Origin of the sequence: Tritonibacter scottomollicae (assembly GCF_032924845.1) — a bacterium.
GTDB classification, from domain to species: Bacteria; Pseudomonadota; Alphaproteobacteria; order Rhodobacterales; family Rhodobacteraceae; genus Epibacterium; species Epibacterium scottomollicae.
On the sequence record NZ_CP136704.1, the window covers coordinates 3313329 to 3327883 of the forward strand.

At 59.1% G+C, this 14555-nt stretch carries 15 protein-coding genes; 6 read left to right on the top strand and 9 right to left on the bottom strand.

What is annotated here, in order from left to right:
- Positions 1–2: 2 nt before the first annotated feature.
- The 4 genes from flaF to R1T40_RS16465 all read right to left on the bottom strand — a co-directional run bounded on the left by flaF (position 3) and on the right by R1T40_RS16465 (position 2180).
- On the bottom strand, positions 3–374 hold the full coding sequence (flaF, locus tag R1T40_RS16450) for a flagellar biosynthesis regulator FlaF (protein ID WP_106162411.1): 372 nt from the start codon (positions 372–374) through the stop codon (positions 3–5).
- 86 nt (positions 375–460) lie between these two features.
- Positions 461–1309, bottom strand: coding sequence for a flagellin N-terminal helical domain-containing protein (locus tag R1T40_RS16455; protein WP_317384887.1), 849 nt, complete (start codon positions 1307–1309; stop codon positions 461–463).
- A 215-nt stretch (positions 1310–1524) separates the two neighbouring features.
- The gene (flgN, locus tag R1T40_RS16460; protein ID WP_106162409.1) at positions 1525–1893 is read right to left on the bottom strand and encodes a flagellar export chaperone FlgN; all 369 of its coding nucleotides are present in this window, start codon (positions 1891–1893) and stop codon (positions 1525–1527) included.
- On the bottom strand, positions 1890–2180 hold the full coding sequence (locus tag R1T40_RS16465) for a rod-binding protein (protein ID WP_106162408.1): 291 nt from the start codon (positions 2178–2180) through the stop codon (positions 1890–1892). Before R1T40_RS16465 ends, flgN begins: the two co-directional genes overlap by 4 nt.
- Before the next feature lie 369 nt (positions 2181–2549).
- Between R1T40_RS16465 and fliK the strand changes: the two genes are divergently transcribed.
- The 3 genes from fliK to R1T40_RS16480 all read left to right on the top strand — a co-directional run bounded on the left by fliK (position 2550) and on the right by R1T40_RS16480 (position 5532).
- On the top strand, positions 2550–3917 hold the full coding sequence (fliK, locus tag R1T40_RS16470) for a flagellar hook-length control protein FliK (protein WP_317384888.1): 1368 nt from the start codon (positions 2550–2552) through the stop codon (positions 3915–3917).
- A 4-nt stretch (positions 3918–3921) separates the two neighbouring features.
- Entirely contained in the window at positions 3922–4620 is a 699-nt protein-coding gene (locus R1T40_RS16475; protein ID WP_317384889.1) for a flagellar hook capping FlgD N-terminal domain-containing protein, read from the top strand.
- 66 nt (positions 4621–4686) lie between these two features.
- Positions 4687–5532: a phosphotransferase family protein gene (locus R1T40_RS16480; protein ID WP_317384890.1), complete on the top strand. Its 846-nt coding sequence runs from the start codon at positions 4687–4689 to the stop codon at positions 5530–5532.
- On the opposite strand, the gene R1T40_RS16485 is transcribed toward R1T40_RS16480, so the two are convergent.
- From R1T40_RS16485 to R1T40_RS16505, 5 genes are all read right to left on the bottom strand, one after another.
- The gene (locus R1T40_RS16485) at positions 5505–6812 is read right to left on the bottom strand and encodes an NAD(P)/FAD-dependent oxidoreductase (protein ID WP_317384891.1); all 1308 of its coding nucleotides are present in this window, start codon (positions 6810–6812) and stop codon (positions 5505–5507) included. The two genes, R1T40_RS16480 and R1T40_RS16485, sit on opposite strands and share 28 nt — an antisense overlap.
- Complete coding sequence (locus tag R1T40_RS16490) at positions 6809–7627, bottom strand: ABC transporter permease (RefSeq protein ID WP_106162403.1); 819 nt, start codon at positions 7625–7627, stop codon at positions 6809–6811. Before R1T40_RS16490 ends, R1T40_RS16485 begins: the two co-directional genes overlap by 4 nt.
- The gene (locus tag R1T40_RS16495; protein WP_243394928.1) at positions 7624–8505 is read right to left on the bottom strand and encodes an ABC transporter permease subunit; all 882 of its coding nucleotides are present in this window, start codon (positions 8503–8505) and stop codon (positions 7624–7626) included. The genes R1T40_RS16490 and R1T40_RS16495 overlap by 4 nt, the downstream gene beginning before the upstream one ends.
- Positions 8505–9644 (bottom strand): ABC transporter ATP-binding protein, encoded by a 1140-nt coding sequence (locus tag R1T40_RS16500; RefSeq protein ID WP_317384892.1) that lies wholly within the window; start codon positions 9642–9644, stop codon positions 8505–8507. The genes R1T40_RS16495 and R1T40_RS16500 overlap by 1 nt, the downstream gene beginning before the upstream one ends.
- An 89-nt stretch (positions 9645–9733) precedes the next feature.
- On the bottom strand, positions 9734–10819 hold the full coding sequence (locus tag R1T40_RS16505; RefSeq protein ID WP_317384893.1) for a polyamine ABC transporter substrate-binding protein: 1086 nt from the start codon (positions 10817–10819) through the stop codon (positions 9734–9736).
- Between the two features lie 86 nt (positions 10820–10905).
- On the opposite strand from R1T40_RS16505, the gene R1T40_RS16510 reads away from it, so the two are divergent.
- The 3 genes from R1T40_RS16510 (at position 10906) to R1T40_RS16520 (ending at position 14526) form a co-directional block, all read left to right on the top strand.
- Entirely contained in the window at positions 10906–11652 is a 747-nt protein-coding gene (locus R1T40_RS16510; protein ID WP_317384894.1) for a GntR family transcriptional regulator, read from the top strand.
- A 64-nt stretch (positions 11653–11716) separates the two neighbouring features.
- Positions 11717–13114 carry an aspartate aminotransferase family protein gene (locus R1T40_RS16515; RefSeq protein WP_317384895.1) on the top strand — a complete coding sequence of 466 codons (1398 nt, stop codon included), beginning with the start codon at positions 11717–11719 and terminating at the stop codon, positions 13112–13114.
- 311 nt (positions 13115–13425) lie between these two features.
- A complete protein-coding gene (locus R1T40_RS16520) occupies positions 13426–14526 on the top strand; it encodes an ABC transporter ATP-binding protein (protein WP_106162710.1) in 1101 nt (366 codons plus the stop codon).
- The last annotated feature ends 29 nt before the right edge of the window (positions 14527–14555 follow it).

A 14555-nucleotide genomic window follows, 5' to 3' on the forward strand; every position in this document is an offset into this window, starting at 1 on the left:
TTTCAGGACGCTCCGCTTCTGAGGCCACGCATGATGGCCGTGTTGATTTCTACTAGCGGCTGGACCGAAGCCTTGCGAGCCAGGACCTTGCTGCTGTGTTCACGCGTGAAGCGGGCCAGATGAAACAGGCGTTGTTTCAACTCGACTGGCAGTTTGTTGCCATCCTTGGCCAAATCCGAAGTGAAGAGCGCCCAGAGTTTACGATTGTCGGAAACTGCTGCCACGAGCTCTTTGAAGCCGTCCGATCCCTTGCTATTCGCCGCGATCATCCGATGCGTGATACGTGCAAGGATCTCATATTCGGTGTTTCGTGCGGTGCGGGTAGGGGCTTTTGCCGCCGCGTAGGCGCTCTTCGCCTTTAGAAGGGCATTCACGTGTTATCCTAACGTATTAGTTATTCACTGATTCTCAGAGAAGTAGGGTGGTCAGGGCGCGATCATGCGCCCTGACCGGTAGCCTGTTAGCGGAAGAGTTGGAGCAGCGAGCCCGGCGCTTCGTTTGCGATGGTCAGCGATTGAACCGCGAGTTCCTGCTGGGTCTGCAGAGCGCTCAGTCGTGCGGAGGCTTCTTCCATGTTGGTGTCGGTCATGGTCGAAACGCCCATAGTCATCGAGTCGACAAGATTGCCAACGAACTCGGACTGATCGTCGAGGCGTGCAGCGGATGCGCCCAACGCAGCGGCGCCAGTGATGGCGGTCTGCAGGAAGGTTTCGATTTCGCCCAGAGCCGACCCAGCAGTCGTGGTGTCGGTGATCGCAGTCAGCGACGAGGAGAGATCCAGATCACCTTCAAAATCGACGGTCGCGATGGTGATTTCCACAGCGGTCACGGCGCCGCCAGCACCCACGCGGTCGAGGGAGGCAAGAACGCCCAGCTCGGTCGTGGTGTTGCCGTCGATGTCGGATGCCAGCAGGTTGGCACCGTTGAACTGAGCGGCAGAGATGATAGCTTCGACCTGCTCAACCTTGGAGGTGATGTCTGTCTGGATCTTACCGTGGTCGACGTTCTCGGACTGAGCGGAAACGATCAGCTCCTTGATTTCCGTCAGTTTCTCAACGATCTGTTCCGCACCTGCAGAGGCAACAGCAACAGTTGCCTCACCGACGGCGAGACCTTCTTCGATGGCTTCAAAGCCCGCGATGTCGGATTCCATAGTCTTGGAGATCGCCCAAACAGCGGAGTTGTCTTTGGCGGTGCCGATTTCTTTACCGGTGGAGATATTGGACTGAGTGGTGTTCAGGTCGTCATTCACAGACTTGAGAGTCTGAAGTGCAACCATTGCGCCATTGTTCGTCAGAATGCTGGACATAGCATAAGTTCCTTTGAGTTAGGGCACTTTAGCCCCTGATATGGTAATCCCAGCTCCGTTACCGGAGCTTTCTCTGTGGTCATTCTGACTGTGCTTCACCTAGCGGTTTCCGCGCCACCTCGCCTGAGATGCAAGGTGACATTGGCGTATGAGGTCCTAAGAGAGTGCTAAAGCTGCAATTTGCATTTTTAAAATTGTCCAGACCTCCAAGCGATTTAAGCGCGCTTCTCCAGCTTCATGCTGCCACTGGTCGTATAGGACGTGCGCTGGCCGGAGCGGTTGTATACTTCCAAACCCCTGCGCACCTTGCGCAGTTCGGCCATCCGTGTTGCCACAGCTTTGATCCCTTGCATCGCACTTCCTAGTAGTGCCTGGTTGCGCGTTACCTTGCTGTGGACTGTGTCCAGCGCGCCCTGTTCAAGGTCGGTGATCCGGTTGAGCTTGTCGAATAGCTCTTCCTTACGAGCAAGAATGCCTTCCAGTTTATCCAGTTCGCCTTGTGTCAGGGCACTGCGTTCTTCTTCGAGCAGCTCGTCGAGGGCATTGATGAGGGTTTGCGGGGTCTGGTCTGTAAGTGCGCTCATTCTTGCGCCTCCTTCAGTGAGTTGTAGATGGATTCTGCCAAGCCGATGCCGCCGGATTCGGCCATCGCACGCGCTTGCTCATTGACGAGGAGACTGGCGAATTGATCTTCGCCTGACCCACCACCAAAGGCTTCGGGAGACTTCCCCAAGCCGGCTGACTTCAGCATTTCAGATAAAAATGAGGCTTCGAGATCGATCGCAGCCTGACGCAGCATGGTGTCCCGAGGGTCGGCGACCTGCTGCAAAGGAGCCGCCGCAGAGGGCAGCGAAACGTTTGATACGGGCATTTTGCCTCAGTCCTTTGTGTGTCGAATTCTTCGATTTTGTCAGTTTGAACAAAAACCGGTTAAAATTGCCGTAACCGGTTTGAGTTATTTAGGAGGGACACGAGATAGAACATCCGGTGGAACATGATTACGAAACTCCTTTCGACTCAATCAGTTGGCAGCACGCCTGCTGAGTCGACTCAGCGCTCCGACCCAAAGCGACTTAGGGGGGACACCTTCGAGTCCGTTCTTGCCGGTGGCGCGAATGAAAAAGCCCAGATCTCTGCAGGCGATGCCATGCATGCGGAGATGCGAGAGGGCGAAACGCCAGTTCAACCAGAGGAATCGATCACTCATGACGCCGAGGGTGGCAGCGAACCCAAGACTGAGGTGCCCGACACCGAGGTGAGTGGAGACCCTTCAAAGGAAATTTCAGAAGCGTCACCCGATGAAGAGGGGGATGCATCGTCGCTCGAGCGGGAGACAGATCTGCCTGACGAGCCTGTCGAGGCGAGCTCCGATGGGCCAAAAGAACAGCCTCCGACGGATATCCCGCTCCAGAGCACACGAACTGACCCCGATTCTACGCAAGGTGAGATGCTTCAGTCGGCCGAGGTGTCTGCCCAAGTACAAGAAGCTGCCGTCAAAACGGGTTCTGGTGGTGCTGTTTTGCCCACGGCGCCGGATAGCAGCGCGACGGCGGCGAAATCCGATGTCACTCTTGATGGAGCTGCTGCTGCGCGTGCACCAGACGGCCTCGCGTCAAAGGGTGGAGCTGATACGGCTCCTCAGAGCGGCGCGCTTCCCATTTCGGCGAAGGAAATGGGGGGCGAGACTTCACCGCGTGCGGATATTGCGACCGATCAGAAACTTCGAAACAGCACTTCGGTTCTGCTGGACGGGCATCGGGAGGTGGCGCGACAGCAACCTGCCGCCGTCCGGTCTCAGGCTGAGGTTCCGCACGCTGCGCTCACAAAGCCTGAGGGACAAACTCCGGGCAAACCAGTGACTGCCGAACTGCAGGACACTCCCGTTCGACTGCGCGAAATGCCTCAGGCGGTACAGGCTGTGGCGATGTCACCCACCGTGCGAGCTCAGGCTAATATAGCTGACGTGCGGGTGGCAAATCCTGCTGGCGGCGTGCAGACGACCGCGCAATCACAAAGCCTGGTAGCCAATACGGTACTGCAGTCGACTTCGGCGGTGGTGACAGGTATCGCGGGCAGCGAACATACGCCTCGCCCCGGTGAAGAAATTCTGACACAGCGCGGGGCCGAGAGTTTTGCATTGCCGCAAATGCTTGCCGAAGCGTCGGTACGCTCAGGCGCATCGAGTTTTCGTGCAGAAACACCGCGCCACGTAGCGCAGCAGTTGGCTGAGGCAGTCGCCACTGCTGGCAAACGCAACGTCGATGTATCGCTGAACCCGCGCGAACTTGGCCATGTCAACATGCGGGTCACGACAACGGATGTCGGGGTCACCGTCGTTATCAATGCAGAACGGCCCGAGACCGAAGACTTGATGCGGCGACACATTCAGGACCTCGCTCGCGAATTCAAGGACATGGGGTTTTCTGATATTTCCTTCCAGTTCGGATCTGATGCCCAGACCGGGCAATCCGGTGAAGGAGGGACCTCTGGCGATGCTGGCGGTGCCGGTCTGAAGGGTGAGGGGGATGCCGTTGAAGAAGGGCAGCCCGATTTGCCCCTGTCGCAACACTTAAACATTGCAGCCGATGGGCTGGATATGAGGATCTGAGAGCATGACTACAGCAATTACTGGTGCAGGCGCTCCGCCACCAACGAATAGCGCTGGAGGAGCCGCTGGGAGCCAATCCGCGACGTCGGCGTTGACGTCCGATTTCGAGACGTTCCTGCGGCTGATGACGACACAGGCGAAGTATCAGGATCCGTTGGAGCCGATGGATTCGTCAGACTACACCGCGCAGCTGGCGCAGTTCTCCTCGGTTGAACAGCAGGTCATGACCAATGAGACACTGACCAGCATGCTGAGCGCGCTGTCATTGTCGAACATGTCTCAATTGACAGGCTGGGTTGGTAAAGAGGTTCGTGCGCAGGCCGCCGCCCACTTTGACGGATCGACCCCGGTTGCCATCGCACCAAATCCGGCCGCTGTTGCCGATGAGGTGAAGATGGTCATTTATGATGCAGAAGAGAATGAAGTCGGGCGTATCGATCTTCCGGTCTCTGCCGAACCCTACCAGTGGCAGGGGGACAATGGCGATGGTGAGACCTTGCCAGAGGGTTCCTATACATTTGTTGTCGAAAGTTATTCCGATGATGAAGTGATCCTGTCGGAGGTTGCGGAAGTCTACGGTCGTGTCGAGGAAACCCAGAGCGTCAACGGTGAAGTTGCCTTGATCCTGGAGAGCGGAAGCGCCATCCTTGCATCCTCGGTCACCGCGCTTCGGGATCCGGATGCTGACACCGGCTCCTCCTGACCTGCGGCATTGACCAGGCCCCTCTGATCGCCGGGGCGTGGCGGCGATGCGAACGGCGGAGCAGAAATGCTGACACCGGAGCAGACACAGACAGACCCAGCCCTGTTTCGCCATCTTGCGCGGCAGGGCTGGTCTCTTTTGGAGCCGACCCAGCTGCTGGGGGGGCGTAGCAATCATGTCTGGAAATCCGGCGATCTTGTGGTGAAACTCTACCCCGCCCGTCGCAGCAACCCACTGTTTGCAAACGACCCGATCCGGGAGCGCGAGGTCCTCAAGGCGCTGGGCGGCACTGGCATGGCGCCACGCTACATCGCGCATGGATCGTGGGAGAATCAGGACTGGTTGATCTACAGCCATCTGGCTGGTGCGCCTTGGCAGGAGGACACAGCGCATGTGGCACGATTGCTGGGGATCTTGCACGATCAGGCAGGTTTCGATGACCTTCCAAAGGGGTGCAATGGATCGCGCGCGCTGGAAGCACAAACTGTGACGATCCTGCAGGAGTGCCCGGGCGGAAAAGCGTTGATGGACTGCAAACCTATCGGCCTGGTGCCTGCCGTCGCGCAGACCTGCCTTATTCATGGTGATCCGGTTCCGGGCAATCTACTGGCGCATGACGGGACGTTGGCGCTGATCGATTGGCAATGTCCTCAGAACGGTGATCCGGCAGAGGATCTGGCGATGTTCCTGTCACCGGCGATGCAGTCGCTTTATCGTGGGAATGTTCTGACGCGTGATGAAGAAGCGCAATTCGCTGCCGCATATCCGGATCATCGCGTTGTCGCACGGTACTATGCGCTGAAGCCCTGGTTCCACTGGCGCATGGCGGCCTACTGCTGCTGGCGTGGAGATCTTGATGCGATGGGGCTGGAGGTGGCTGCGCTTCAGTCCAGCAAACCCAGAGCCGCATAGGCAGGCGGCATCAAAGCACGGCGCGCACGGCCCAGCGGAAACTTCGGCAACCTTTGCATGATCTTGGAGTAGGGGAGCGTTGGTGCCTTGCCTTGCACGAGGTCCCCCAACAACGCGCCAGCATAGCTGCCCATCGCAACGCCATTGCCGTGATAGCATAGCCCGGCAAACAGGCCTGGATGCTCGGGCACGGCCCCCACAAACGGAACGAGGTTGCGCGACAGGCAGACCATGCCAGACCAGCTATGGGTGGTTTCAACCTGACGCCAGGCGGGGAACAGTTGCTCGAAATGGCGGCGCAGCAGGGCGCGGATCTTAGCCTCTGAGCGGGGAGACGATGTCAGACCGCCGCGCATGCCAAACAGAAAACGACCGTCGGGCATCAGGCGAAAATAATGCAGCATATGACGGGTGTCATAGGCCATTTGCGCCGTGGTCCATCCTTGCACGGCCTGTTCTTCTGGCGTGATCGGTCTTGTTACCATCACCGTCGACTGCGCGGGCATGTAACGTCCGCCAAGCCAGTCAGGCAGGTTTTCACTGGAGTAACCATTGGTGGCGATGACCAAGCGCGATGCGCTCAACCGGCCCTTGGGGCTGGAGATATGCCACAGCCCACTATTGTTCTGCACGTCGAAAGCTGCACTGTTTTGATATAGTTCCGCCCCTGCGGACTGCGCAGCGCGGGCAAGCCCAAATAGATATTTGCGCGGGTTGAGAGCGAAACCCGTTGGCGTGGTCAGCGCACCATGGAATTCGCCCCCAAGCCCGTTTTTGACGAGATCGGGGCCATCGATGAATTCGGCCCCTGAGGCATGCGCTTCTTTCATCAGCGCGTCCCGTGTCTTGGGGCGGTGCGCCATGACCGTTTCACCTTGCGAGTGGGTGTCAGCGTTGATGTCATGGCGGGCGATCAGATGTTCAACAAGGTGGACAGCGCTCTCCTCGCCCGCCTGATAGACCTGCGTTTCGCGCTCCCCGTGCAGGCGTGCCATCGCGTGGGAGCCGAGCTTGGCCCCGCCGAGGCAACAAAAACCGCCATTGCGCCCGGACGCGCCCCAGCCGGGTGTCTCGGCCTCCAGCACCGCGACCTCGAGACCTGCTTCGGCCAAATGCAGCGCTGTGGAAAGGCCGGTGAAACCGCCCCCTACAATAGCCACATCCACCTGACGGGTATCTTCGAGGCGCGGCCAGCTCGGGGCGGGGCAGGTCTCGTCCCACCAGCAATTACTGCGCGGGCCGAGACCATAGGCATAGTCGGGGAAGATCCGGCGCATCATGTTGCGCGTACCGCTTCCTGTTCCTCCCGTCGCTGTTTCACCAGCGCCCGTTTGCTGACCAGTGAGGCGCTGATCACGCCAACTGTTACGATGCCGATCATGATGGTCGACAGCGCGTTGATCTCAGGGCTGACCCCAAGACGCACCGCCGAGAAGATCTTGATCGGCAGGGTGGTTGCGGCAGGGCCTGTGGTGAACGAGGCGATCACCAGATCGTCCAGCGACAGAGTGAAGGCCAGAAGCCAGCCGGAGACCACCGCAGGCGCGATGATCGGCAGGGTCACCAGCCGGAAGGCCTGCGCCTGCGAACAGCCCAGATCCCGCGCCGCCTCTTCCAGCGACATGTCAAAGGTCGCCAGCCGCGAGGAGACCACCACCGAGACGTAGCACATGGAAAAGGTGGTATGCGCCAGCACGATGGTCAGCACGCCGCGGTCCAGCCCAATGCCGATGAACAGCAGCAGCAGCGACAGGCCGGTGATCACCTCGGGCATCACCAGCGGCGCGTAGATCATACCGGAAAACAGGGTCCGGCCCAGAAAGCGTCCACTGCGCACCATGACGTAGGCGGCCATGGTGCCCAGCACGGTGGCAATGCTGGAAGAGATTACCGCAACCTTGATCGTGACCCAGGCAGCTTGCAGCATCGCCTCGTTCTGCATCAGCTCGCCGTACCATTTCGTCGAGAACCCCGACCAGACCGTCACCAGCTTGCTTTCGTTGAAGGAAAACAGGATCAGGATCAGCATCGGGATATAGAGAAAGGCAAAGCCCAGCGTCAGCGAGACCACATTGAATGCGCTCAGACGTTTCATGCGTCGCCCTCCTGTTCTTTCTGCTGGTTACGCTGGAACAGCACGATCGGCACTACCAGGATCAGCAAGAGGATCACCGCGACCGCGCTTGCCACCGGCCAGTCCCGGTTGGAGAAGAACTCCTCCCACAGCACCTTGCCGATCATCAGCGTATCCGACCCGCCCAGCAGTGAGGGGATCACGAATTCGCCCATCGCCGGAATGAAGACGAGGAAACAGCCTGCGATGATGCCGCCCTTGGACAGCGGTATGGTCACCAGCCAGAAGGCCGACATGCGCGAACAGCCGAGATCCTCGGCAGCTTCGATCAGGCTGTCGTCCATGCGCTCCAGAGCCGCATAGATCGGCAGGATCATGAACGGCAGATAGGTGTAGACGATGCCGATATAGACGGCGGTGGTGGTGTTCAGGATCTGCAGCGGTTCTGACACCAGACCCGTCCACATCAGGAACTGGTTCAGGAAGCCCTCGTTCGACAGGATGCCCTTCCACGCATAGACGCGGATCAGGAAGGAGGTCCAGAACGGCAGGATCACCAGCATCATCAGCGTCGGGCGCCACTCCTGCGGCGCGCGGGCCATGCCATAGGCGATCGGGTAGCCCACGATCAGCGTCAGCAAGGTCGAGGTGAGCGCGATCTGCAGGCTGCTGAGATAGGCCTTCCAGTAGAGGTCATCCTCTATGAGCCAAGTGAAATTCTCGAAATCCAGCTGTGACAGGAAGGCCCAGATGCCTTCGACCCAGTCGAATTGCGGAACATAGGGCGGACGCGCAATGGCCGCATCCGACAACGAGATCTTCAGGACGATGACAAAGGGCACCAGGAACAGCGCCAGGAGCCAGACATAAGGGACGGCGATCAGGACAAAGCGGCGCATCAGTCGGCCAACAAGACGCCGCCGGTGGCTGTCCAGGACAGCCAGACGGTGTCTTCCCAAGTGTAGGCACGGCGCGAAATGCGGCGGGTGTTCGCCGTCTGCGCCTTGATCACATCCCCGGTGGGCAGCTCCACGTGATAGGTGGAGAGATTGCCGAGATAGGCGATGTCCAGCACCTTGCCCTGCACCACATTGTCAGCCCCTTCGGGCTTGTCGGCGCTGATGGTGACCTTTTCGGGCCGGATCGCCAGATGCGCGGTTTGCCCGTCGGAGATCGCATTGGGCGACTTGATGGTAAGCGGCGCCGCGCCCTCGCGCCAATGCAGGGCATAAGTATCTTCGCCGGTGGCGGTGGCCTGACCCTGGATGAGGTTCACGTCGCCAATGAAATCAGCCACATAGGACGAATTCGGCGCTTCGTAGATGTTGGCGGGGGTGGCCACCTGGATCACCTTGCCATTGTCCATCACCGCGACCCGGCTGGCTACGGTCATCGCCTCTTCCTGATCGTGGGTCACGATCACGAATGTGGTGCCGGTTTTTTCCTGGATGTCCATCAGCTCGAACTGGGTTTCCTCGCGCAGCTTGCGGTCCAGCGCGCCGAGCGGCTCATCCAGAAGCAGCAGTTTCGGGGCCTTGGCGAGGCTGCGGGCCAAGGCAACTCGCTGGCGTTGGCCGCCGGAGATCTGATGCGGCTTGCGGCGGGCGAATTTCTCTAGTCGCGTCAATCGCAGCATTTCCTCAACGCGGGCGGCGATCTCGGCGCGGGGCATGCCCTCGCGCTTGAGACCGAAGGCGATGTTTTCCCAGATGCTCAGATGCGGGAACAGCGCATAGGACTGGAACATCATGTTGACCGCGCGCTGGTTCGGCGGAACGGGGGCAATATCCTGACCAGCAAGGAAAATCTTGCCCTCAGTAGGGGCTTCGAACCCGGCGAGCATGCGCATCATCGTGGTTTTGCCACAGCCCGATGGCCCTAGTAGTGCAAAGAACTCGCACTCGAAGATGTCGATGGTCAGGTCGTCGATCGCGGTGAAATCGCCAAAGCGCTTGGTCACGTTCTGGAACTGGATCAGCGGCTTCGCCTGCGGATCGGTCCAGGGTTCAAAAACCGGTACTGCCAAATCTGCCCCCATGCGGGCGGCGTGTGGCCGGCCCGTTCTTGTCTGTAGTGAGGGCAGGGCGCAAAAGCACGCCCTGCCGTAAGGATCGGCCTGATATCGGATCAGGTGCCGGACTTCACTCGGGTCCACAGGCGTGTCACCACGCGCTGCACTTTTTGCGGGTAGGGGGCCTTGATGTAGGTGTTGTCCATCGCCGCGGGGGTCGGGTAGATCGCCGGATCGCCGATCACGTCCTCGGCCAGAAACTCTTGCGAGGCCTTGTTGCCGTTGGCGTAGTAGACGTAGTTGGAGGCAGCGGCCATGTTCTCGGCATCAAGGATGAAGTCGAGGAACTTATGCGCGGCTTCCGGGTTTGGTGCATCCACCGGGATCGCCATCTGGTCGAACCACATCAACGCCCCTTCGGAGGGTGCGTTAAAGGCGATTTCGACACCGTTGTCGGCCTCGGCGGCGCGATCACGGGCCTGCAGGATATCGCCGGACCAGCCGAAGGCCACACAGATATCACCATTGGCCAGCGCGTTGATATACTCGGAGGAGTGGAATTTCTGCACATGGGGGCGCACCGCTTCCAGAACGCCGGCGGCCTGCTCGAGGTCATCCTTGTCGTGGCTGTTCGGGTCGAGGCCGAGATACGTGAGCGCCGCCGGGATCAATTCGTCCGGGGCGTCGAGGAAATGCACGCCGCAGTTGGAGAGTTTTTCCATGTTGGCAGGGTCAAACACCAGTGCCAGGCTGTCCACGGGGGCATCCTCACCCAGCGCTTCGGTGACCTTACCGAGATTGGCGCCGATGCCGGTGGTGCCCCACATGTAGTTGATGGAATAGGCATTGTCCGGATCAAACCGTGCGGTGCGGTCCTGGATCACATCCCAGACGTTGCCGTAGTTCTCCAGCTTCGATTGGTCGATCTTCTGGAACACACCAGCCTGAACCTGACGCTGCAGGAAGGAGCCGGTGGGCACCACGACGTCATAGCCGGAGCCGCCAGCGAGCATCTTGGTCTCCAGAAGCTCGTTGGAGTCGAAGACGTCGTAGATCAGGTCGATCCCGGTTTCCTGCTCAAATTTCTCTAGCAGTGATTCGTCGATATAGTCGGACCAGTTGTAGACGCGCACTTCGTCCGCCGAGGCGGCAGTGGCACCGAGCGCGATGGCGGACACGATGGTGGCCGTTTTGAGTGTCATGAGAATCTCCCCTGTGTATGCCGGAGTCTTTTCGTCCGGCTGTGGGCTATTTTGATCAAGTTTTGCCGCATCCGGCAAGACACTTTATGTTTTCATCTGCATTTCGTTGGTGCAAGCTGCCCGAAATTGAGAAGGATCCGAGCTTCGTGAATGTGCCAAATTCGCCATCTGTTTCCCCCACTGAAGGGGCCGCCAAACTGCCCGCCCACGAGCAGGTCTACCAGCGTCTGAGGGCGCAGATCCTGTTCGGGGAACTGGCGCCGGGACAAGCGGTCACCATTCAGGGTCTGGTGGAGGCGCTGGACTCCGGCATGACGCCTGTGCGTGAGGCGATCCGCAGGTTGATCTCTGATGGGGCGCTGGTGTTTCAGGGCAATCGTCGCGTTTCGGTGCCCGAATTGCGAGCAGAGGATGTGGATGAACTGATTTTTGCAAGAAAAACAATAGAGTGTGAACTTGCCCGTCGCGCATCGACACGCATGCCAGAGACTGATGTAGACGCTTTGGAGGCGCTTGATCTGACGTTGGACACGGCCATAGCAACTGGCGACGTTCCCGGGTATCTCGCGCTCAACTACCAATTCCATACTGAGCTGAATGCCCATGCCAATGCACCCATTCTCGCGGACCTGGCTGATCGGCTCTGGCTGCGCTTCGGCCCGTCGCTCCGGGTCGTCTGCGGGCGCTTCGGCACCCAGAGCTTTCCGGACCGCCACAAGGACATCCTTGAGGGGCTGCGCAAAAAAGATGCGGATTTGGTGGCACTGGCGATGGAACGGGACGTGTTGCAGGGCATGGAGCAGGTCCGAGCGGGGCTGACGCCGATCAACTGATTCGATTGACAGTCCCATTTTTGATCATATTCTGAGCAAAAGGTCTCGCTCAGGAGTGTCATCAATGACGGTCATTACCAACCATCTACCTACCGAAGAACTGCAAGCGCTGGATGCGGCGCATCACATGCACCCTTTTACGGCCAACGGCGGCCTCGCGCAGAAGGGGGCTCGCGTCATCACGCGCGCCAGCGGGGTCACCCTGACCGACAGCGAGGGCCACGAAATCCTCGACGCGATGGCGGGTCTGTGGTGCGTCAACATCGGCTATGGTCGTGACGAGCTGGCCGAGGTTGCCGCGCGCCAGATGCGCGAGCTGCCCTATTACAACACCTTCTTCCAGACCACCCATGTGCCCGCCATCGCGCTGGCGGCGAAGCTCGCCGAGCTGGCACCGGGGGATTTGAACAATGTCTTCTTCGCGGGCTCCGGCTCCGAGGCAAATGACACGAACATCCGTATGGTGCGTCACTACTGGGCAATGAAGGGCAAGCCGACAAAGTCGATCCTCATTTCGCGCAAAAACGCGTATCACGGCTCTTCCGTGGGTTCCGGATCACTCGGGGGCATGTCGGGAATGCATGCGCAGGGTGGGCTGCCCATCCCCGACATTCATCACATCAACCAGCCTAACTGGTGGGCCGAAGGGGGTGACCACGATCCTGAGGAGTTCGGCCTCGCTCGGGCGCAGGAGCTTGAACAGGCGATCCTTGAGCTGGGTGAAGACCGCGTCGCCGCGTTTATCGCGGAGCCGGTGCAGGGGGCTGGGGGCGTGATTGTGCCACCTGCGAGCTATTGGCCGGAAATCCAGCGCATCTGCGATAAATATGAGATCCTGTTGATCGCGGACGAGGTGATTTGCGGGTTTGGCCGTACCGGAAACTGGTTTGGATCCGAGACCATGGGCATCCGTCCCGACATCATGACGATCGCCAAGGGCCTGTCGTCAGGCTATGCGCCGATCGGCGGGTCGATCGTATCGGATGAGATTGCAGGCGTGATTGCGCAGGACGAGTTTAACCACGGCTACACCTATTCCGGTCACCCGGTGGCGGCGGCCGTCGCACTTGAGAACTTGCGAATCATCGAGGAAGAAAAGGTGGTGGAGCACGTTCGTGATGTGGCCGGACCCTACCTGAAAGAGAAGTGGGAGGCCTTGAGCGATCATCCTCTGGTGGGGGAGGCCAAGATCGTCGGTATGATGGGCTCCATCGCGCTGACGCCGAACAAGGAAACGCGCGCCGCATTTGCAGCTGAGGCAGGGACAGTCGGCTTCATCTGTCGTGAGCGTTGCTTTGCCAACAACCTGGTGATGCGCCATGTCGGCGACCGCATGATCATCTCTCCACCGCTGGTCATCACCTGTGAGGAAATCGACACGCTGATCGCGCGCGCTACCAAATCGCTCGACGAATGCTACGCAGAGCTGAAGGACCAAGGACTGCTGAAGGCAGCTGATTGATCTAGAGGCCGTGATTCGAACATCTGGAAAGGGGCCGTCATCGGCCCCTTTTTTGTGCATTGCGAAAAAAATAGTAGCGTCACCTGTTGTACTCACGGGTGAAATTATCCCAATATGACGCAAATGGACATTATTGGGTCGCTATATCTGGCGTTGGTGACCCGATCGTCCCGGAGTGTCGAGGCAGTGGTCAAGACGCCGATATGGACAGCAATGATCCGGTTGCACAGTGGAACGGCGCTGTGCTTACACTAAGAGACAAAGAGCGGGACAAAACCGCCGCTAAAAAGAAAACAAACGGGGAGCCTGATTTGGCCGATGCGTCGAATACTGATGCGTTCGTTGAATTCGAACGCGTGCAAAAGAGTTATGACGGTGAGACACTCGTCGTCAAAGACCTGAACCTCACTCTGCCCAAGGGCGAATTCCTGACAATGCTTGGGCCGTCAGGGTCGGGGAAAACCACCTGCCTTATGATGCTGGCTGGTTTTGAGACTGCCACTCACGGCGACATCCGCCTCGATGGGGTCTCGATCAACAACATCCCGCCGCACAAACGCGGTATTGGTATGGTGTTCCAGAATTATGCCTTGTTCCCGCATATGACCATTGCCGAAAACCTCAGCTTCCCGCTTGAGGTGCGTGGCATGGGCAAGTCCGAGCGTGAAGCCAAAGTGACCCGCGCCCTGGATATGGTAGAGATGGGCAGCTTCGGCGGCCGTCGCCCCTCTCAGCTTTCGGGCGGTCAGCAGCAGCGTGTCGCACTCGCACGCGCTCTCGTTTTCGAACCGGAACTGGTTCTGATGGACGAACCGCTTGGCGCCCTCGACAAGCAGCTGCGCGAAAAGATGCAGTTCGAGATTACGCATCTTGCGCACCAGCTGGGGATTACAACCGTTTACGTGACCCACGACCAGACCGAGGCGCTGACCATGTCGGACCGCGTCGCAGTATTTGACGATGGCCGCATTCAGCAGCTGGCACCGCCGGATCAGCTCTATGAAGAGCCTGCGAACAGCTTTGTGGCGCAGTTCATCGGGGAGAATAACACGCTTGAGGGTGTGATTAAGGAAATCAGTGACGGTCGTGCGCTGGTCGAGTTGGACGGCGGCGAAGTCATCGATGCCATGCCGATCAACGTTTCCGAAGTCGGTCAGCGCACCCGCGTTTCGATCCGCCCGGAGCGTGTCGAATACAACAAGGAACGCCTGCAGGAGGGTGTTCACACGCTCAAGGCCGAGGTGCTGGAATTCATCTACATGGGTGATATTTTCCGCACGCGTCTGAAAGTGGCGGGCAATGATGAGTTCATCATCAAGACCCGGAACGCTCCTGACCAGGTTCGTCTTCAGCCCGGACAGCAGATCGAAATCGGCTGGCTGCCCGAAGACTGTCGCGCGTTGGACGCCTGAACGGCGTTCGACTGCGTATCGGAACCCCC